The organism is Mesorhizobium sp. M0815 (assembly GCF_040319995.1).
GTDB lineage: Bacteria > Pseudomonadota > Alphaproteobacteria > Rhizobiales > Rhizobiaceae > Mesorhizobium.
In genome coordinates this window covers 49,817-69,410 of sequence record NZ_JAMYOU010000002.1, presented here as the reverse complement: position 1 = coordinate 69,410, position 19,594 = coordinate 49,817, and the positions used below count along the sequence as shown (strand labels likewise).

General features: G+C 63.1%; 15 protein-coding genes. 7 read left to right on the top strand and 8 right to left on the bottom strand.

Features of this window, described 5'->3' with window-relative positions:
• Positions 1 to 51: 51 nt before the first annotated feature.
• The 6 genes from NKI01_RS02955 to NKI01_RS02930 all read right to left on the bottom strand — a co-directional run bounded on the left by NKI01_RS02955 (position 52) and on the right by NKI01_RS02930 (position 8,046).
• Complete coding sequence (locus tag NKI01_RS02955) at positions 52 to 633, bottom strand: CarD family transcriptional regulator (RefSeq protein ID WP_006327799.1); 582 nt, start codon at positions 631 to 633, stop codon at positions 52 to 54.
• 367 nt (positions 634 to 1,000) lie between these two features.
• The gene (gene fdxA / locus NKI01_RS02950; protein ID WP_023721018.1) at positions 1,001 to 1,339 is read right to left on the bottom strand and encodes a ferredoxin FdxA; all 339 of its coding nucleotides are present in this window, start codon (positions 1,337 to 1,339) and stop codon (positions 1,001 to 1,003) included.
• A gap of 148 nt (positions 1,340 to 1,487) precedes the next feature.
• On the bottom strand, positions 1,488 to 1,874 hold the full coding sequence (locus tag NKI01_RS02945; RefSeq protein ID WP_023721017.1) for an RNA-binding S4 domain-containing protein: 387 nt from the start codon (positions 1,872 to 1,874) through the stop codon (positions 1,488 to 1,490).
• A 12-nt stretch (positions 1,875 to 1,886) separates the two neighbouring features.
• Positions 1,887 to 5,315, bottom strand: coding sequence for a helicase-related protein (locus NKI01_RS02940; protein WP_352961813.1), 3,429 nt, complete (start codon positions 5,313 to 5,315; stop codon positions 1,887 to 1,889).
• Between the two features lie 716 nt (positions 5,316 to 6,031).
• Positions 6,032 to 6,757: an acetoacetyl-CoA reductase gene (gene phbB, locus NKI01_RS02935; protein WP_352588271.1), complete on the bottom strand. Its 726-nt coding sequence runs from the start codon at positions 6,755 to 6,757 to the stop codon at positions 6,032 to 6,034.
• Positions 6,758 to 6,861: 104 nt separating this feature from the next.
• Positions 6,862 to 8,046, bottom strand: coding sequence for an acetyl-CoA C-acetyltransferase (locus NKI01_RS02930; protein WP_352480897.1), 1,185 nt, complete (start codon positions 8,044 to 8,046; stop codon positions 6,862 to 6,864).
• A 278-nt stretch (positions 8,047 to 8,324) separates the two neighbouring features.
• Between NKI01_RS02930 and phaR the strand changes: the two genes are divergently transcribed.
• Positions 8,325 to 8,933 carry a polyhydroxyalkanoate synthesis repressor PhaR gene (gene phaR / locus NKI01_RS02925; RefSeq protein ID WP_023721013.1) on the top strand — a complete coding sequence of 203 codons (609 nt, stop codon included), beginning with the start codon at positions 8,325 to 8,327 and terminating at the stop codon, positions 8,931 to 8,933.
• Between the two features lie 127 nt (positions 8,934 to 9,060).
• On the opposite strand, the gene NKI01_RS02920 is transcribed toward phaR, so the two are convergent.
• Positions 9,061 to 9,507, bottom strand: a complete 447-nt coding sequence (locus NKI01_RS02920; protein WP_023721012.1) for a hypothetical protein — start codon at positions 9,505 to 9,507, stop codon at positions 9,061 to 9,063.
• 101 nt (positions 9,508 to 9,608) lie between these two features.
• On the opposite strand from NKI01_RS02920, the gene NKI01_RS02915 reads away from it, so the two are divergent.
• Positions 9,609 to 10,262, top strand: a complete 654-nt coding sequence (locus tag NKI01_RS02915; protein ID WP_352494173.1) for a TetR/AcrR family transcriptional regulator — start codon at positions 9,609 to 9,611, stop codon at positions 10,260 to 10,262.
• Between the two features lie 42 nt (positions 10,263 to 10,304).
• Here NKI01_RS02915 and NKI01_RS02910 read toward each other — a convergent pair whose 3' ends face one another.
• Positions 10,305 to 11,453, bottom strand: a complete 1,149-nt coding sequence (locus NKI01_RS02910) for a citrate synthase (protein WP_023721010.1) — start codon at positions 11,451 to 11,453, stop codon at positions 10,305 to 10,307.
• A gap of 91 nt (positions 11,454 to 11,544) precedes the next feature.
• Here NKI01_RS02910 and NKI01_RS02905 point away from each other — a divergent pair, with 91 nt between their 5' ends.
• The 5 genes from NKI01_RS02905 (at position 11,545) to NKI01_RS02885 (ending at position 19,544) form a co-directional block, all read left to right on the top strand.
• Complete coding sequence (locus NKI01_RS02905) at positions 11,545 to 12,633, top strand: citrate synthase/methylcitrate synthase (RefSeq protein ID WP_352480894.1); 1,089 nt, start codon at positions 11,545 to 11,547, stop codon at positions 12,631 to 12,633.
• 201 nt (positions 12,634 to 12,834) lie between these two features.
• The gene (locus NKI01_RS02900) at positions 12,835 to 13,617 is read left to right on the top strand and encodes a 3-hydroxybutyrate dehydrogenase (RefSeq protein ID WP_023721008.1); all 783 of its coding nucleotides are present in this window, start codon (positions 12,835 to 12,837) and stop codon (positions 13,615 to 13,617) included.
• A gap of 26 nt (positions 13,618 to 13,643) precedes the next feature.
• A complete protein-coding gene (locus tag NKI01_RS02895; RefSeq protein WP_023721007.1) occupies positions 13,644 to 14,774 on the top strand; it encodes a patatin-like phospholipase family protein in 1,131 nt (376 codons plus the stop codon).
• Positions 14,775 to 15,153: 379 nt separating this feature from the next.
• Entirely contained in the window at positions 15,154 to 16,365 is a 1,212-nt protein-coding gene (locus NKI01_RS02890; RefSeq protein WP_023721006.1) for an efflux RND transporter periplasmic adaptor subunit, read from the top strand.
• A 2-nt stretch (positions 16,366 to 16,367) separates the two neighbouring features.
• Positions 16,368 to 19,544 carry an efflux RND transporter permease subunit gene (locus NKI01_RS02885; RefSeq protein WP_352961808.1) on the top strand — a complete coding sequence of 1,059 codons (3,177 nt, stop codon included), beginning with the start codon at positions 16,368 to 16,370 and terminating at the stop codon, positions 19,542 to 19,544.
• Positions 19,545 to 19,594: the final 50 nt, after the last annotated feature.

Genomic DNA, 19,594 nt, shown 5'->3' with positions numbered 1-19,594 from the left:
ATAAAAACCCGGCGCGAGGCCGGGCTTTTCTGAATTCGAAGGCGAAAAGGCTCAGGCGGCCTCTTCCTGCTCGGCTTCCTCGTTGTCGGCCTTGGCGCCGCGCTTCGGGCCCTTGTTGAGGTTCACCTCGATAAGGCGCACCGCTTCGGTCTCCGACATGCGGTTGACGGCCGCGATCTCGCGGGCCATGCGGTCGAGGGCCGCCTCGTAGAGCTGGCGCTCGGAATAGGACTGCTCCGGCTGGTTGTCAGCGCGATAGAGGTCGCGCACCACTTCCGAGATCGAGATCAGATCGCCGGAGTTGATCTTGGCATCATATTCCTGGGCGCGGCGCGACCACATGGTGCGCTTGACGCGGGCCCGGCCCTGCACGACCTTCAGCGCGCGCTCGACATAATCCTCTTCCGACAGCTTGCGCATGCCGATCGAGGTCGCCTTGGCGACTGGCACCTTCAGGCGCATCTTGTCCTTCTGGAAGTCGATGACGAACAGTTCCAGCTTGTGGCCCGCGACTTCCTGCTCATCGATCGAGACGATCTGGCCGACACCATGCGCCGGATAGACGATGTACTCGCCGGTCTTGAAACCGTGGCGCGCTGCGGTGGACTTCTTCTGCGGGGTGATCGTTGCCATTACGCCCTGAACTCCTTGTTGTGGTACCGGCATCGTGCCGGCCCGAACTCGTGCGACCGGGGTGACCGGTCCTTAGCCACACAACGATGAACTCACCGGAAGGCCAGGACCGGCAAATCGCAACATTGCGACCGCCTGCCCCAGATCGCTCTGGTCCGGATTGAGAAATTCACCTTTCAGTGATTTGGGGCGTTTGCGCCATAAATCGACGTTGTGTCACCGGCATGTTGGGCTGATATAACACAAAAAGTCGGAAGAATCAAGGTTTTGCTGCACGCGCGAAGGCCATGCGCCATCGCCGCCTGTCAAGGCAGTTAATGTATCACGTCTGTTACGCCGCGTCAGGCTGCCGCAATCAGCGCTCTCGTTAATCGCCTTCGCCGGGCTCCGGGGAGAAATATTTCTCGAATTTGCCAGCTTCCCCGTCGAAGGATTTGGCGTCGGCCGGGGGCTCCTTCTTGGCGGTGATGTTGGGCCATTTATCGGCATATTCGGTGTTGATCTGCAGCCATTTGTCGAGGCCCGACTCGGTGTCGGGCTTGATCGCGTCGGCCGGGCATTCCGGTTCGCAGACGCCGCAGTCGATGCACTCGTCCGGGTGGATGACGAGCATGTTCTCACCTTCGTAGAAACAGTCGACCGGACAGACCTCGATGCAGTCCATGTATTTGCATTTTATGCAATTGTCGGTCACGACATAGGTCATTGGTCGGCTCCGGGACGTCCCATTTTGTTGGGCTTTTTTGGTGAGGTAACGCCTTTGTCCGCCGCTGGCAAGGGCAGCCCTTGCCAGCGGTGCCGGGGTTTCCGGAATGGAATTCCAGAGGCCCGGCAAAGCGGAAGTTCGACCTTGCTCAATCGTCGCCGAGCAGGTGGTCGGTCTGGCGGCGTTCCTTCTTCGTCGGGCGACCGCTGCCGGCCTCGCGCAACGGCGGCACCGCATCCGGAAGCGCCTCGCCCTTGGGCGCGGGGGGCGGCGACATGTCCTCGTAAAGCAGGCGGGCTTCTTCGGCCGGGCCGCGCCGTGCGCCGGTGCCAAGGACTTTCCAGACGAAGATCCGCCGCTCGAGCGTGATGGTCAAAACGTCACCCGGCCGGACCGTATCGGATGCCTGCGCTGCTTTGTCGCGATTGATGCGGACGCGTCCGGTGACGACCAGCTTGGCTGCCAGCGTGCGTGATTTTACCGCGCGCGAGAAGAACAGCCACTTGTCGATGCGCTGGCGGGCATCAGTGACCATCGGACGAACAGCTTACTTCTTCAGCTGGTCGCGCAACGCGGCGAGCTTGGCGAAGGGCGAGTCCGGATCGAAGCGGACCGGGCGTTCCTCACGCGGCTTTGGCTGGAAGGCGGGCTTTGCGCCTTGGGCGCCGCCTTTGCCGTCCTGCCGTCCAGCCTTCCAGTCGGGCCGGTTTTCGCGCCGGTCGAGGCGTTCGCCTTGCGGCTTGCCGGCGCGCTGCTCTGCCGCCTCGCCTTGCGGCTTGGGCTTGAACTTGCTGCGGTCGAAGCGTGGCTTGCCGGCGCCGTCGCGCTGATCGTGGCGCCCTTGACGGGCGGGCCGGTCGCCCGGCGTCGGTTGCCCGCCGGCATCTACCGGCGCATCGCTGCGGCCGTCCGGCGCAGCTTGACCATTGCGCGGGCGACTGTCCCGATGATTGTCCCGGGGGCGGTTGTCATGCTGGCGATGACGCGGGCGCTGGTCGAAACGACCCTGCCGCCACAACAGCACAGGTTTTGGCTCCTCGGCTTCTGGGGCAGCTTCGCCGGCGACGGCTTCCGCCGTTGCTGCAGGTTCGGCCGGCGATGCTTCCATAGTGTCGGAAACCGGCGGCTCTGCCGGTGCCGTAGCCTCAGTTTCCGCCCCAAGTTCCGTCCTTGGCTCAGCCGCTGGTTCCGCAGGCGCTTCAGCAGTCGCCTCGGCGGCGGGCTGGGTCTCTTGCGTGACTTCTGCCGCAGCTTCAGGGGCTGGAGCTTCCGGCTGGTCTTCCGCGACAGGCTCTGCCGCCGCTTCGGTCACGGCTTCGGCCGCCTCCGCAACAGGAGCCGCATCCGACACAGGCTCCGAAGCCTCCGCCGAAACCTCCGCCGGCGGCTCTGCCGCGGCAGCTGCTTCCGCCATCCTCGCCTGCTCGGCTCGCGTTGCCTCTTCCGCCGCCTGCTTTGCAGCGGCCGCTTCACGCGCGGCATTGTCCTGTGCTTCGAGCCGCGCCTTGACCTCGGCCGCCGGCTTGGCATCGGCGCGATAGCCGAGCCCCTTCAGGATTTCTTCCATGTCGTCGGCGGTGGCGCCGAGGATCGACATCATCGGCGGCGTCACCATGAAGGACTGACCGTCATAGGCGCCGTCGGGGCGAGGTCCGAGGCCCGGCTTCCAGTTGGTCGCCGGCCGGATCAGGTCGGCCAGCCGTTCGAGAATATCGACGCGTACAGCACGCCGGCCAAGATTGCGGTAGCCCGCCAGCTTGTAGAAGGTCTTGTCGAAGGTTGGATCGATGACCACCGAGGTGCGGCCGGAGGCCAGTGCGTGAACGACATCGCCGAAGCCGGGCTTGTCCTTGCCGTCGTTTCTCAGCGCCCACAGCATCGTTATCAACCCGGCCGGCGCCGGCTTGATCAGCGCCGGCACGAAGACATGGTAGGCGCCGAAGCGCACGCCGAGACGGCGAAGCGCCGCGCGGCCCTCCTGGTCGAGCGACTTCATCTCGTCGGCGATGTCGCGACGGTTGATGAGGCCGAAATGCTCGACGAGCTGGAAAGCGATGCCGCGGCCGATGCCGGTGATCTGCTCGGCATTCTTGAGATCGACCAGCGGCTTCAGCAGGGATTCGATCTGGAAATTGACGAAGCGCTCGGCGCGCGCCGCAACCTTGTCGCGGGCCGGGCCGGTGAGTTGCTCGTCGGCGAGCAGAACGAGACGCGGCTTCAAAGCGTCTTCGCCAGCGACCAGCGTGCCGATCGGCGCGCCGATCCAGCGCAGCGTGCCATCCGAACCCAGCGCGATGTCGCCATTGGCCGAGGCGCCGAAGCGTTCGGCACGCGCCTCGAACTCGGCGGCAAGCGCCTTCTGCGCCGCCGCCCGCACCGCCTTGGCGTCCTCGCCGCCGGCGCTCTGGTCGGCGGTGAAGCGGAAACCCTGCAACTCGCCGACGTGATGGCCTTCGACGAGGACGGTTCCGGTTGGGCTGATTTCGGCTTCAGGCATCGTGTTTTCTCTAAGGCGCCGCATGAGGACGGAAGTCCTGCGGTCTACAAAACGTTTCGTCAACCGCTCATGCAGCGCATCCGACAGTCTGTCTTCGATTTCGCGCGTCTTTTCCTGCCAGTGTGCCCGATCGGCCAGCCAGCCGGGCCGGTTGGAAACGAAGGTCCATGTGCGGATCTGGGCAATCCTGTGCGATAGCGTGTCGATATCGCCTTCAGTGGTGTCGGCCCGGCGCACCTGCTCGGCCATGTAGTTCTCGTCGACATGGCCGTGCCTGGCAAGGTCCATGTAGATGGAGGCGATCAAGTCGGCGTGCTGGGCCGGCGCGATCTTCCTGTAGTCGGGCAGCGCGCAGGCTTCCCACAGCAGCGCCACCCGCCTGGCGTCGGTGGTGAGTGCCCGGATGTCCTCGTCGCGCGACAGATGCTCGAGCGCCTGCGCGTCCACGGCCGGCAGTGCGCGCGTCAGGCCTTCGACCGGGGCGTTGGTCTCGATCGAGCGCTTCAGCGCATCGAGGTTGGCGAAATCGAAATGCGCGGTACGCCACTGCAGCACTTTCACCGGATCGAAATCATGCGCCTCGATCTTCTTGACCAATTCCTCATCCAGCGGATCGACCTGGCCGGTGACGCCGAAGGTGCCGTCGCGCAGATGCCGGCCGGCACGGCCGGCAATCTGGCCGAGCTCGGCCGCGGTCAGGTTGCGGTACTGGTAGCCGTCGAATTTGCGATTCTGGGCGAAAGCGACGTGGTCGAGGTCGAGGTTGAGGCCCATGCCGATGGCGTCGGTGGCGACGAGGTAGTCGACATCGCCCGACTGGAACAGCGCCACCTGGGCGTTGCGGGTGCGCGGGCTGAGCGCGCCGAGCACGACGGCGGCACCGCCCTGCTGGCGGCGGATCAGCTCGGCGATGGCATAGACCTCGTCGGCCGAGAAGGCGACGATCGCGGTGCGCCGCGGCAGGCGGGTCAGCTTCTTCGAGCCGGCATAGGCAAGATGCGACAGCCGTGGCCGGGTCACCACCGACACGCCCCGCAGCAGGCGCTGCAGAATGCCGTGCATGGTGGCCGCACCCAGCAGCAGCGTCTCCTGGCGGCCGCGCAGATGCAGGATGCGATCGGTGAAGATGTGGCCGCGTTCGAGATCGCCAGCGAGCTGGACCTCGTCGATGGCAACGAAGGCGGCGTCGGTCTCGCGCGGCATCGCTTCCACCGTGCAGACCGAGTATTTCGCGCCCGCCGGCTGGATCTTTTCCTCGCCGGTGATGAGCGCAACCTTATGGGCGCCGACCTTCTCGCAGACGCGCGTATAGACCTCGCGGGCAAGCAGCCTGAGCGGTAGGCCGATGACGCCGCTCTCATGCGCCACCATGCGTTCGATGGCGAGATGGGTCTTGCCGGTATTGGTCGGGCCGAGCACGGCCGTTACGTCTCGACCCGACAGGATCAGCGGTTCAGTGTGTTTCGGATGGATGTTCATCGGCCTGGAAATAAGGCTCTCTGCCTCGCATTGTCGGGAGCGCGCCCATATTGGCCGCGTATGACAGGCGACACATAGGGATTTCGGGCGCGAAGCGAAAGCGGAATGTGCCGAGGGCAGGCTGATTGGTCGGTTCGAAGCCAGAAATCTGTTCCCGATTAACAGTTGGAACGAGTCTGGAACGAATCAGCGACGAATCACTGACTCGCGCTGATTCAGGTTTTGTTCACGGCTACATCTGGGATTTCTGCCGGCGAGTCTCACCACATGCTGAATCACAGAAACTGGCCCGATTCATGCAGGCGGCATTCAAACGAGCACCACCGTTAACCTTTGCCGGTGAATGATCGTGGCCGGCCAATCTGCTTCGCCCAACATTATGAAATTATTGATGTTTCCTAATGCGCTTTAATCATTCGAGGGTGTTTTCGGCTCTCGCCGTTAACGTTCCGCTCAAAGCCGGAACGAATCGGCGACGAATCAGCGATAGGCAAAGTTTCTTGGTTTGTTCACCGCAACATGTTGTGTTGTGAACAGCTTTTCCACCGAGAATCCACAGGCTGCCGGGCCGTTTGTGCACAGGCTGCGCAGCGGCCGTTAACCTTTGCGTGCCGGATTGGGGGGAGATCTTGCGACGGGAAGACCGCTATAGAAACGGGCCGTTTTGCAGGCCCGTTCGTCCAAGCGCGTATCTATCTCAACGTAAAGATAAACGGTCAGGCGATGTACTGCCCGCCATTGGCTGATATGGTCGAGCCGGTGATGAACCCGGCATCGTCGGAAGCGAGGAAGACGACGCAGCGCGCGATCTCCTCCGGCTCGCCGAGACGGCCGACCGGGATCTGCGGAAGGACACGCTCGTTGAGCACCTTCCCGTCCATCGCTTTGACCATCTCGGTGGCGATGTAGCCGGGGCAGATGACGTTGACGGTGATGCCGGCGCGCGCGCCTTCCTGGGCCAACGCCTTGGTGAAGCCGATATCGCCGGCCTTCGAGGCCGAATAATTGACCTGGCCGACCTGCCCTTTCTGGCCATTGATCGAGGAGATGGTGATGACGCGGCCGAATTTGCGGTCGCGCATGCCGCCCCACAACGGATGCGTCATGTTGAAGACGCCGGAAAGGTTGGTGTCGAGGACCTCTTTCCATTGCTCGCGCGTCATCTTGTGGAACATCGCGTCGCGCGTGATGCCTGCATTGTTGACCAGCACCGATACGGGACCGAGATCGGCCTCTACCTGTTTGATGCCGGCAGCGCAGGCCTCGTAGTCGGCAACCGACCATTTGTAGACCGGGATGCCGGTCGCTGCCTTGAACTTTGCTGCCGCTTCCTCATTGCCGGCGTAGTTTGCGGCAACCGAATAGCCGGCGCTTTTCAAGGCGACCGATATCGCCGCGCCGATGCCGCGCGACCCGCCTGTGACGATTGCAACCTTTGTCATGTGTCCTCCCGGGCAATGCAGATGACTGAGCGTTGAAGCGGTAGGGTTTGCCCTCTATTCCCTACTCGCTTTGCGCCAGTATCCTATTCGTATCGCTTATCTCATCACAATGCTTCCACGCACATGGCAACGCCCATGCCGCCGCCGATGCACAGCGTGGCAAGACCTTTCTTGGCACTTCTGCGACGCATTTCGTAGACCAGCGTGTTGAAGATGCGGGCGCCCGAGGCGCCGACCGGATGGCCGATGGCGATGGCGCCGCCATTGACGTTGACGATGGACGGGTCCCAGCCCATGTCCTTGTTGACGGCGCAGGCCTGCGCGGCGAAGGCCTCGTTGGCTTCGACCAGATCGAGGTCGCCGACCGACCAGCCGGCCTTGGCCAGCGCCTTGCGCGAGGAGGGGATCGGTCCCGTCCCCATGATCTGCGGGTCAACGCCGGCGGTCGCCCAGGAAACGATACGCACCAGCGGCGTGATGCCGCGCCTTGCGGCTTCCGCTTCGGTCATCAGCACCACGGCGGCGGCGCCGTCATTGATGCCGGAAGCATTGGCTGCTGTCACCGTGCCGTCTTTGTCGAAGGCGGGCTTGAGCTTGGTCATGGCGTCGATCGTCGCGCCATGGCGGATGTACTCGTCCTGGTCGACTATCGTGTCGCCCTTCCTGCCCTTGACTGTGAAGGCAACGATCTCGTCGTTGAATTTTCCGCCTTTCTGCGCAGCCTCGGCCTTGTTCTGGGAAGCCAGTGCGAACTGGTCCTGGTCGTCGCGGGTGATTTGGAACTGGCGGGCGACGTTCTCCGCCGTGTTGCCCATATGATAACCATAGAAGGCATCGGTCAGGCCGTCCTTGATCATGGTGTCGATCAGCTTGAAATCGCCCATCTTGACGCCACCGCGCAGATGCTGCGCATGCGGAGCCATCGACATCGATTCCTGGCCGCCGGCAACGATGATTTTTGCATCGCCCTGGGCGATCTGCTGCATGCCGAGCGCGATGGCGCGCAGGCCGGAGCCGCAGAGCTGGTTCAGGCCCCAGGAGGTCGCCTCCTGCGGCACGCCGGCGGCCATGGCCGCCTGCCGCGCCGGGTTCTGCCCTTGAGCCGCGGTCAGGATCTGGCCGAGAATGACCTCGTCCACCTCCTTGCCGTCGACGCCGGCGCGGGCAAGCGCTTCCCTGACGGCGACGGCACCCAGTTCATGAGCTGGCGTGTTGGCGAAGGCGCCGTTGAAGGAGCCGACAGGCGTGCGCGCCGCACTGGCGACAACGATGGCGTTGGAAGCGGACATGTTCTTCTCCAGACTTTCGGGGAGCGATTTCGGGTGCCGTCGGAGACTTTTCTTGCCCTTTCCACAACCCGAGTCAAACCCGAAATGGGCATGGCGTTCCTCCGCGGCAAGCAGGCCGCGCGTCGCTGCGATGACGGCCCATCCGTGCTGCGCAGCATAAAATGTTCCCGCACTGCACAAACAGCTTGGATTCATGACGCTTTTGCGCATATCCTTTAACAAGGCGCAATCGTTACCGGCGGCTTACTTAAGCTGGCCGGTGTCCGGGGAGGATGCAGATGGCCGCGAAAGACGAACCTATTGTTATCAAGAAATATGCCAATCGCCGTCTCTACAATACGGGCACCAGCACCTATGTGACGCTCGAGGATCTCGCAGAAATGGTCAAAAAAGGCGAGGACTTTACTGTCCAGGACGCCAAGACCGGCGACGACATCACGCATCCGGTGCTGACCCAGATCATCTTCGAGCTGGAGAACAAGGACGGGCAGAACATGCTGCCGATCCCGTTCCTGCGTCAGCTCATCGCCTACTACGGCGACCAGATGCAGATGATCGTGCCAAGCTTTCTCGAACAGTCGATGCTGGCCTTCTCGAAGGAGCAGGAACGCTTTCGCGAGCAGATGAAAGATGCCCTCGGCAAGTCGCCGATGGACATGATGAAGATCGCGACGCCGATCAAGGTGCTGGAGGAGCAGACTCGGCGTAACATGGAAATGTTCCAGAACGCCATGCGGCTGTTCACGCCGTTCCCGCCTGCGGGGTCTGCGCCGGCAGCAGCACCGGCCGAACAGGCCAGGAAAGAAACACCGGAAAAACCGGACGACCTTCAGGAGCTGAAGGAGCAGATCGCCGCGATGCAGCGCAAGCTCGACACGATGTCGTGACTGCCGGCCGGCGAAGCGCCGGCCCAAAATTTCCCTCAGCAGGCCTGTGTCAGAAAACATCTTCGCCTCGAAGGTGAAGATGTCATCCACGCTCTATTTTGTGGCACGCTCTATTTCGTGGCATGCCCTATTTCGTGGTCACCGTCACCAGAGCGGTAACAGGTTTGCCGTCTACTAGAATGGGCCGGTGATGATCATCGGCAAGAAGCACGCCGATCACGTGTCTGCCGGCGGCATCCGGGCAATGGCCGAAACGGGCCTTGATAAGATCACCGCCAAAGTCGCTGTTCATGCTGTTGTACGGCTTGCCGGGGATGTTGCAGGTGTCTCCGTTGGGATCGATCTTCATATGCACGTGGCCGCATTGCTTGATTTCCCCGCACTCACCCGCAGTGAGCAGCCTGAAGTTGCTCCTGACGACAACGCCTATCGCCTTCTCAGGAGAATTGCCCAGTTCGACAACTGAACCTGCCGTCGGCCAGACGACTTCCAGGGTGGGCCGATCCTCGGCCTCGGCAGATACGAGCGACAATAAGGAGAAAGCGAGGGCAGTCGTTGCGGTGATGCGAAACATGGTAACCTCCGTTGCGATGTAAACATTGATTACATACGCGGCGCTCGAACACAAGGGAAATAATCAGTGATTACATTCCGCTCTCGTGCTATTTGACTGAGATGACCAAGACAACTGATTCCGACGAAGCCGGAGATGCCAAGCGATACCATCACGGCAATCTCGTCGAGGCCTTGATCACGGCAACCGTGGAGATCATCGAGGAGCGGGGAGCCGAGCATGTGTCCGTACGCGAGGCCGCAAAACGTGCCGGCGTTTCGCCCGGCGCGCCATTCCGGCATTTTCGATCGAAAACAGCGCTGCTCACCGCGGTCGCCGAACAGGCCATGGATCGGCTGACAAAGGCCGTTGCCAAGGCGCGGTCGAAAATCGACAGCGCAGATCCCATTGAGGCCTTCGAAGCAATCGGACAAGGCTATCTGGAATGGGCAATTAGCAACCCCACGCATTTCCAGATCATCAGTTCCCGAACCCTGATTGATTTTGAAGGGTCGGACAGCCTTCGTGATCAGAATGAGGCTATTCGGCGGACGATGATCGACTTGCTGACGCAAGCGCAACAACAGGGTCGGCTTGCTCCAGGCACCGACTTTGATCATCTTGTGCTTGCCGCGCGTGCACTCGTTTATGGATTGGCACGCATGGCGATCGATGGTCATTTCCGGGAATGGCATCCGTCCGAGCCGCCAGCCCTGGCCGCGCAGCGGGCTCTCCGACTTTTCATGAGCCGGATGACCATTCCATCTAAAGCTTAATCCGCCAGCACCCAAAAAAAGGGCCCGCGATTGCGTCGCCAGCTAATGGAACTCCGGCAGCGGTCCCTGGTAGCGGGCGCGTGGTCTGATCAGGCCGCTGCTTGTCACCTGCTCCACGGCATGCGCGGCCCAGCCGATGCTGCGGCCGAGCGCAAACAAGCGAAACGGCGCATCGGACGGCAAACGGAGGCTGCGCGTCAGCGCGGCCAAGGCGAAATCGACGTTCGGGCGCATGCCCGTTGCCGCAAAGGCCGCATCGCAAAGCCGTAACAGCCCATCATCGACATCGATCGCGGCCAGCAACGGTTCCGCACGCGGATCGCCGTCGGGATAAAGCGGATGGCCAAATCCGGGCAGTGGCCTGTCGTGACCGAGCCAGCGTCCGACAGCCGCATCCGGCCCCAATCTCTGCGCATCCTCCGCCAGCATCATGACCGCCTCCGCGGCGCCGCCATGGCGCGGACCGGAGAGCGTGGCGAGGCCAGCAAGCAGGCAGGCCGAAACAGGTGCACCGGTGGACGCGGCGACCCGCGCGGCGAAGGTCGATGCGTTCAGTTCGTGATCGGCCAACAGCACCAGCGAGCGGCGGATCAAGTCTGCGCCGGCTGCATCGAGGGACCAGCCCTGCGCCAGTCGTTCGTGCACGGCACCGATTCCGCGAACCGCGCCGAGCGCCTGGGCCAGAGCGGCGATGGCGCCGGCCGCATCGTGGTTGAGCGAAGCCGCCCTGCGGCCGAGCGAAGGCCGGCCCTTGGCCGCCAACGCGGCCAATTCCGCGAAGGCAGCCGGCCGGCCAGTTGCGCCGTTGCCATGGCGGCTCGCCGACACGAACGACACTGGTGCGTCAGATGCCCAAAGCAGGTTTGCCGTCTGCTCCAGCGTGGCAGTCTCGCAGAGTGCAACCGCATCCTGGCCACGATAGACGAGGCGGCCGTGCAAAACGGTCGAGATCGTGGTGGCGATCGCCGGCTCACCCCAGGCAATTGCACTTTCGGCGATTGCCTGGGGATTTCGGCCGCGCGCCCGGCGGCTCGCCAGCGCCGCGATGTCGTCGGCGCGATACTGGCTGCGGCGTGGGTCGGCCCGATCCGGCCGCATGCCGATGCGTCCGCGGCTGACATAGGCATAGAGCGTCTGGGCGCGCACCTTGAGGCGCTCCAGGGCTTCGTCCCGCGTCAGCCACTCAGTCATGTAAACCTGGCACGTTGATTCGGTTGATCAAGATTGATGGTCCAGCCGCCAACCCTTATCTACGACCCGGAAAGGGTCAAGGAGAAAACCAATGGCGAATGGGCTCGATGATGTGGTGGTGGCAGAAACGGTGCTCTCCGATGTCGACGGTCTTGGCGGCCGCCTGACCATCCGGGGCCATTCGTTGCCGGAACTGGCAGGCCGCTGGAAATACGCCGACGTGGTTCGGCTGCTGTTCGACGGCTCTTTCGACGATCTTCCCGGCGAAAAGGAGCTGGCGAAAGCGATCGGCCGGGCGCGCAGTGAAGTGTTCGAGCGGATCGAACCCTTGCTGCCGTTTCTCGCATCCCTCGATATCTACAGCGCGATGCGCGCCGGCATTGCCCTACTGCCGGACGGCGACAAATTGCCGGACGCGCTCAGGCTGGTTGCGGCACCTGCCGTGCTGACGCCGGCCTTGCTGCGCTTGCAGCGCGGCGAAAGCCCAATTGCGCCTGATCGCAAGGCCGATCATGCCGCCGACATGCTGCGGATGCTGACCGGCATGGCGGCCTCGCCGAAGTTGGCGAAAGCGCTCGATACCTATCTTGTGACGGTTTGCGACCATGGCCTCAACGCATCGACCTTCGCCACGCGCGTGGTCGCCTCGACGCAGGCGGGGCTTACTTCGGCGGTGCTGGCCGGACTCGGAGCGCTCAAGGGGCCGCTGCATGGCGGCGCGCCAGGTCCGGTGATCGAGATGCTGGATGCGATAGAGGCGCATGGCGACGCCGCCATCTGGCTGCGCGACGAGATCGCGCGCGGCCGCCGCATCATGGGCTTCGGGCATCGCATCTACCGTGTGCGCGATCCGCGTGCCGACGTGCTGAAAGCGGTGGTGCGGCAACTCGGCGCCGAGGGCGAAGCCGGCCACCGGCTGGCGTTTGCCGAAAGCGTGGAGCAAGCGGCGCTTGAAGTGCTTCGCATCGCCAAGCCGTCGCGCTCGCTCCAGACCAATGTCGAGTTCTTCACAGCACTTCTGCTGGAGGCCGCGGGCTTTCCGAAAGAGGCGTTCACCAATGTCTTTGCTGCCGGGCGCGTCGCCGGCTGGATCGCCCACGCCCGCGAGCAGCAGACGAGCGGACGGCTGATCCGGCCGCAGTCGCGCTATATCGGGCCGGTGCCGGACCTCGTCGCCTAAGGATTTTCCCCCGCATGCTTTGCGGAAACCGGCCCCGCTACAGCCGGTGCCAGACACTCTCTCGTCAAGGTGAGAGAGGTCCTCATGACAAAAATTTCATGTCATTGCTCCACACATCCGCTGTTCTTGGGTGGCAGAGAGCCTATATGCTGCAGTGCAGCATGGTTCCGCGGGAGCCCGCCTCGAAAGGAATAAGCCGCCTTGACCGCCAGAAAAACCGCCATCGTCACCGGTTCCACCTCGGGCATCGGCCTGGCCATTGCCCACGCGCTCGCGGCCGAAGGCTGCAACATCGTCGTCAATTCCTTTTCCGACACCGCCGACGACCACGCCATCGCCGACGCAATTGCGAAACACCACAAGGTCCAGACCGCCTATGTCAAGGCTGACATGTCGAAGCCGGCCGAGTGCCGGGCTCTGGTCATGAAGGCAGCCGAGACATTCGGCTCGGTCGACATCCTGGTCAACAATGCCGGCATCCAGCATGTCGCGCCGGTGGAAAGCTTCCCGATCGAGAAGTGGGATGCGATCATCGCCATCAACCTGTCATCGGCCTTCCACACCATCGCCGCCGCCATCCCGTTGATGAAACAGGCCGGTGGCGGCCGGATCGTCAACGTCGCCTCGGCCCATGGGCTGGTGGCCTCGCCGTTCAAGTCGGCCTATGTCTCGGCCAAGCACGGCATTATGGGCCTGACCAAGACGGTCGCCCTGGAACTGGCGCGCGACAAGATCACCTGCAATGCCATTTGTCCCGGCTATGTGCTGACGCCGCTGGTCGAGGCGCAGATCCCCGACCAGATGAAGGCCAACAAGATGGACCGCGAGACTGTGGTCCGCGAGGTCATGCTCGAAAAGCAGCCGACCAAGGAGTTCGTCACCGTCGAGCAGGTTGCGGCGGCGGCAGTGTTCCTGTGCTCGGATGCGGCAGCGCAGATCAACGGCACGCACATCTCTGTCGATGGCGGCTGGACCGCTCAGTGAGCCGTCCAGCGGTCAAGGGTCACGCCATGCCGAAAAACGGCAAGGCGGAGGAGCCAAAGAAGATCAACATCGCGCTGCAAGGCGGGGGTTCGCACGGGGCGTTTTCCTGGGGCGTGCTCGATCGGCTGCTCGAGGACGGGCGCCTCGATATAACGGCGGTTTCGGGCACCAGCGCCGGCGCCATGAATGCCGTCGCGCTGGCCGACGGCTTCGTTCGCGGCGGCGTCGAGGGCGCACGGCGGAAACTTGATGATTTCTGGCGTGCGGTGGCGGCAAAGGGCCGCTTCAGCCCAGTGCAGCGCATGCCGTGGGACGTCGCCTGGGGCAATTGGTCGATCGAGAACACGCCCGGCTATTTCCTGTTCGATACGATGTCGCGGGTATTTTCGCCCTATGTCGCCAATCCGCTCGCCATCAATCCGCTGCGCGATGTGGTCGAACGTGAGATCGATTTCGACAATGTGCGCGCCTGCAAGTCGATGGAACTGTTCATTTCCGCGACCAATGTCGAGACCGGCCAGTTGCGTGTCTTCTCGGACGGCGAGATCGACCTCGACACGGTAATGGCGTCGGCCTGCCTGCCGCAATTGTTCCGCGCCGTCGAGATCAAGGGCGTGCCCTATTGGGATGGCGGCTATGGCGGCAACCCGGCACTGTTCCCGTTCTTCAAGACGGCGGCCACTGAGGACGTGCTTTTGGTGCAGATCAATCCGGTGGTCCGCGAAGGGACGCCGAAGAGCGCCAATGAGATCCAGAACCGCATCGACGAGATCACCTTCAATGCCGGGCTGTTGCGCGAATTCCGCTCGATCGCCTTCGTCAAGGAACTGATCGCCGCCGGCCGATTGCCGCACGGCGAATATCGCGACATCCGCATGCACCGCATCGATGCCGACGAAGCGTTCAAGGATCTGTCGGCATCGTCCAAGGTCAATGCCGAATGGGCGTTCCTTGCCTATCTGCGTGACCTCGGCCGCACCGCAGCCAGTGATTGGCTGGAAGAAAATTACGACGCCGTCGGCAAGCGGCCGACGATCGATCTGTCCGGCGAGCTCGACGACGGCTTGAAGCCGGTGCGCGGGCCGGCGCCGGGCCGGCGGGTCAAGGAGTTTCTTGCGGCGCGCAAGCAGCCCGAGGCCGCCCGCCGTCCGGCCTAGAACGATTTACCGTTTCACGGAAACGCCGAACCGCTCTATCTTTTTTGACGCAATTCCGGACGGAAAACCGTTTCACACTTTTCCTGGAATTGTTCTGGCTCCCCCGCAAAGCAGATGACATCGCAATCTGTCCAATCATCCTGACACTTGCTGCCATACCGCTGTTTTGGCGATCAACAGCCGATGCTGCAGCCGCATCTTTGCGGACAAAGCAACAATCCATCAACTTTTCTGACTATATTGCGACGCAACTTTAAGGTAGAAGCGCGCTTCGCCGATCACGGCAATTTGAATACGGCCTCGCGCGCACCCATATCGGCGACGCGCCCCAAGTAGAAGATGCGGCCTGGCCGAACCCCGCGCACTGGAAAAAATGACGATGCCGAAATTCAGGTTTCACAAGCTTGCAGCCATTGTTGTGCTCATCGGGTTCGCCGGCTGGATGGCGACAGGCGAATTCTCGTCCGTCGGCAGCGCGTCCGCCGACAACAAGCCCAAGGCAGGAGAGGTCGAGCAGCCCAAGGCCGCCGACTCAGGCAAGCCCCAAACTGGCGAACAGGGGGCTGCCAAGCCGGGGACTGCCGAGGCAGAACAGCCCAAAGCGGCCTTGCGGACGGTCGCGATCATAACCCCGCCGCGGCGCATCTATGCGCGCGCTATCCGCATTTCCGGACTGACCGAAGCCGACAAGCGCGCGGTCCTGGCGACACGCGTCGCCGGCGTCATCGACAAGCTGCCGGTCAAGCAGGGTCAGCACGTCAAGACCGGCGACCTGATCCTGATGCTTGCCGCCGAGGAAAAAATCTCGGCGGTCGACAACGCCAAGCAGCTTGTCGTGCAACGTGAGGCCGAGCTGGCTGCGGCCCTGCGGTTGATGAAAACCGGCAATCTGCCGACGCTGCAGCTCGATACGGCCCGTTCCAACCTGACGCTGGCCAAGTCGCAACTGGACGCCGCGCAAGCCGAACTCGACCGCAACGAGGTGAAGGCGCCCTTCGACGGTGTCATCGACCGGGTGCCGGTGGAGCTTGGCAGTTCCGTCATGCAGGGCGGCGAGGTGGCGACCATTCTGAAGCTCGATCCGGTGATCGCCCGCGGCGAAGTCAGCGAGCGCGATCTCGGCTATCTGAAGATCGGTGACGAAGCCAATGTGCGCCTGGTCAGTGGCCAGACCGTCAAGGGTACGGTGCGCTACATCAGCCGGGATGCATCTTCGGCAACCCGTACCTTCCGGGTTGAAGTCGCTATCCCCAATGCCGATGGGTCCGTACCGGCCGGCATGACGGCAGAAATTGCGCTCAGCGCCCAGCCGACCGACGCCGTGATGCTGCCGCGATCGGTGGTGACGCTCGGCGACAAGGGCGACCTCGGCATCCGCGCCGTCGACAAGGATGACAAGGTCGTGTTCTTCCCGATCGACCTGGTCGACGACACGCCGACCGGCCTGGTGCTCGGCGGCATTCCGGCCGACGCCCGCATCATCGTCGCTGGCCAGGAGCTGGTGAAGGAAGGCGAAGTGGTCAAGCCGGTCGAGGCCGACCAGGCGACCATTCAAAAGCTGTTGGGCGAAGCGACGACCGGGACGCAGTAATCATGGACATCGTCAAACTTGCAATCAGCAATGCCCGGCTGACCATTGCGGTCCTGGTCTTTCTCATCCTTGCCGGTGCGGTCGCCTACCAGTCGACGCCGAAGGAAGCGGAACCCGACGTTCCGATTCCGATGATGTATGTCAGCCTGATCTACCAGGGAATCTCGCCGGAAGACTCCGAACGCCTCCTGCTGCGGCCGATGGAAGCCAAGCTGAAGAGCCTGAAGGGCCTCAAGGAGATGCGCTCGGCCGCCTTCCAGGGCGGCGGTTATGTGCTGGTCGAATTCCAACCACAGACGGATCTCGCCACCGCGCTGCAGGACACGCGCAGCAAGGTGCAGGACGGCAAGGCCGACCTGCCGCAAGCGGCTGAGGAGCCCGTGGTCTCCGAGGTCAACATCTCCGAGTTCCCCGTCCTGGTCGTGACGCTGTCGGGCGAGGTGCCCGAGCGCGTGCTGACGGCGGCGGCGCGCGAGTTGCGCGACCGCATCGAGGAAGTGCCTGGCGTGCTCGAGGGCTCATTGCAGGGTGCGCGCGACGACCTCGTCGAAGTGGTCATCGATCCGATGAAACTTTCGTCCTACGGGCTGCAGCTCGACCAGTTGATCGGTGCGGTCGGCGCTTCCAACAGTCTTGTCGCCGCCGGCAACATCGAAGGATCCGAGGGCAAATACGCAGTCAAGGTGCCCTCGCTTATCGAGACACCAGAAGATGTGGCGGCGCTTCCGGTCGTCGCCGGCCCCAACGCGGTGGTGCAGGCCAAGGATATCGCCACCGTCCGCTCGACCTTCAAGGACGCCGAGACGGTTACCCGCCTGGACGGCAAGCCGGCGATTGCCATCGAGGTGAAGAAGCGCATCGGCTCCAACCTGATCGATACGATTGGCAAGGTCAGGGAGGTGTCCGACGCCTTCATCGAGACGATGCCGGAGGGCATGCACGTCACCTACACGCAAGACAAGTCCGTCTTCGTGAACCAGTTACTCGGCGACCTTCAGAACCACGTGATGATCGCCGTCATCCTGGTGTTCATCGTCATTCTCTACGCGCTGTCTGGCCGTGCCTCGCTACTGATCGGATTGGCCATCCCCTCATCCTTCCTGATCGGCATCCTGTTGCTGGCGATGATGGGCTACACGATCAACATGATCGTGCTGTTCAGCCTCATCCTGGCGGTCGGCATGCTGGTCGACGACGCTATCATCGTCACCGAATTCGCCGAGCGACGCATGAGCGAGGGCATGCCGAAGGAACAGGCGTTCGCGCTTGCGGCCAAGCGCATGGCCGGCCCGGTCATCGCCGCGACGATGACGCGCATTGCCGCCTTCTCGCCGCTGTTGTTCTGGCCGGGCATCATCGGCGATTTCATGAAATACATGCCGATCACGTTGATCGTGACACTCTCGGCCTCGATGCTCTATGCGCTGGTCTTCGCGCCGACGCTGGGCGCCATATTTGCCAAGGCGCCGGCTCATCACCCCGACGACAATCGCGACGGCTGGTACATGGCCGTGGTCAAGCAGGCGGTGCATTATCCCATCACCGTGCTTGTCCTTACCGTCGCGCTGTTGTTTGGCGTGGGCTACGCCTATTCGAAATTCGGCGCCGGCGTCGAATTCTTCCCGAATGTCGAGCCTGACTACGGCCTGCTCTATGTCCACGCCCGCGGCAATCTTTCGCTTGCCGAAATGGACGCGGCCACCAAGACGGCGGAAAATCGGCTGCTCGGCTGGCCGGGCGTGAAGTCTGTCTATACCCGTGTCGGCAAGACGCAGGGCGGCGGCCAGGACGTTCCGGAAGACGTGGTCGGCGTGATCCAGTACGAATTCGTCGACTGGCGCGAGCGCAAATCGGCGAACTCAATCCTCGACGAACTGCGCGTCGTGATGGCCGGCATTCCCGGTGTCGACGTCGAGGTTCGCGTGCCGGAAGCCGGCCCGCCTACCGGCAAGCCGATCCAGATCAGGCTTTCGGCCGTCGATCCGAAGGGTCTTGACGACAAGGCCCGCGCCGTCGCCGCGCGCATTACCAAGGTGCCCGGCGTCATCGATATTTCCGATGGCCTGGCGCCGCCCGGCGTCGATTGGGCGCTCGAGGTCGATCGCGCCAAGGCGGCGCAGTACGGCATCAGCCCGACCGCGGTCGGAACGGTGGTCCAACTGGTGACCAACGGGCTGAAGCTCAGCGAGTACCGCCCCGCCGGCGCCGACGATGCCGTCGACATCAGACTGCGCCTGCCCGAGGATCGGCGCACGCTGTCGACGCTCGACGAACTCAGGGTTCAGACCGCGCAAGGCTCGGTGCCGATCTCGAACTTCGTCGTACGCAAGCCGGAGCCGACGGTCGGTATCCTCAATCGCATCGACGGCGCGCGAACGGTGGTCGTCCAGGCCAACGTCGCTGCCGGCGCCCAGGTGGCTGCCGTCCAGCAGGAGGTCACCAAAGCTGTCGCCGACATGAACCTCGGCAGCGGCATTCGCTGGAAGCTTGCCGGTTCCAATGAGGACAGCGCGGAGGCCGGGGCCTTCCTCAGCAAAGCCTTCGGTGCCGCGATCTTCCTGATCTTCATTGTGCTTCTGGCGCAGTTCAACAAGTTCACCAGCGTCTGGCTGGTGCTGTCCTGCGTGGTCATGGCGACGATCGGCGTGTTCCTAGGGCTGCTGCTGACGGGAGAGGCATTCGGCATCGTCATGTCGGGCATCGGTGTCATCGCGCTGGCCGGCGTGGTGGTGAACAACAACATCGTGCTGATCGACACCTATGACCGGTTGCGCGAAGAGGGCTGGGACAAATACGAAGCCGTTCTGCAGACCTGCCGCGAACGTGCCCGCCCGGTGGTGCTGACGGCGGTGTCGGCGATCCTCGGCGTGCTGCCGATCGCTTTCGGCCTCGGCCTCGAAATCTTCCATCACGAGACGACGATCAACGCGCCGTCGACGCAATGGTGGATTTCGCTGTCGTCGGCGATCGTCTTCGGCCTGTCCTTCGCCACCGTGCTGACGCTGGTGGTGACGCCGTCAATGCTGATGGTGTTCACCCGCGCCAAGGTCAAACCCGGTGCGCGTCGGGGCTGGTTCAGTCGCCTGTTCGGGCGCGGCAAGGCCGAGATCTCCTCGGAAGGCCTGGAGGCCGATCTGGGCGCCGAACCGGCGATCGCCTTCCCGAAGGCCGCCGAATAGAGGCTGAATCGCCGTCCTGATCAAGCAAAGGCCGCCCGGGAACAATGGGC

Coding starts and splice junctions, on each gene's coding strand:
- NKI01_RS02905 (WP_352480894.1), top strand. CDS start 11,545: ATGGCGAATGGGCTCGATGATGTGGTGGTGGCAGAAACGGTGCTCTCC.
- fdxA (WP_023721018.1), bottom strand. CDS start 1,339: ATGACCTATGTCGTGACCGACAATTGCATAAAATGCAAATACATGGAC.
- NKI01_RS02895 (WP_023721007.1), top strand. CDS start 13,644: ATGCCGAAAAACGGCAAGGCGGAGGAGCCAAAGAAGATCAACATCGCG.
- phaR (WP_023721013.1), top strand. CDS start 8,325: ATGGCCGCGAAAGACGAACCTATTGTTATCAAGAAATATGCCAATCGC.
- phbB (WP_352588271.1), bottom strand. CDS start 6,757: ATGACAAAGGTTGCAATCGTCACAGGCGGGTCGCGCGGCATCGGCGCG.
- NKI01_RS02945 (WP_023721017.1), bottom strand. CDS start 1,874: ATGGTCACTGATGCCCGCCAGCGCATCGACAAGTGGCTGTTCTTCTCG.
- NKI01_RS02955 (WP_006327799.1), bottom strand. CDS start 633: ATGGCAACGATCACCCCGCAGAAGAAGTCCACCGCAGCGCGCCACGGT.
- NKI01_RS02885 (WP_352961808.1), top strand. CDS start 16,368: ATGGACATCGTCAAACTTGCAATCAGCAATGCCCGGCTGACCATTGCG.
- NKI01_RS02910 (WP_023721010.1), bottom strand. CDS start 11,453: ATGACTGAGTGGCTGACGCGGGACGAAGCCCTGGAGCGCCTCAAGGTG.
- NKI01_RS02920 (WP_023721012.1), bottom strand. CDS start 9,507: ATGTTTCGCATCACCGCAACGACTGCCCTCGCTTTCTCCTTATTGTCG.
- NKI01_RS02915 (WP_352494173.1), top strand. CDS start 9,609: ATGACCAAGACAACTGATTCCGACGAAGCCGGAGATGCCAAGCGATAC.
- NKI01_RS02930 (WP_352480897.1), bottom strand. CDS start 8,046: ATGTCCGCTTCCAACGCCATCGTTGTCGCCAGTGCGGCGCGCACGCCT.
- NKI01_RS02940 (WP_352961813.1), bottom strand. CDS start 5,315: ATGAACATCCATCCGAAACACACTGAACCGCTGATCCTGTCGGGTCGA.
- NKI01_RS02890 (WP_023721006.1), top strand. CDS start 15,154: ATGCCGAAATTCAGGTTTCACAAGCTTGCAGCCATTGTTGTGCTCATC.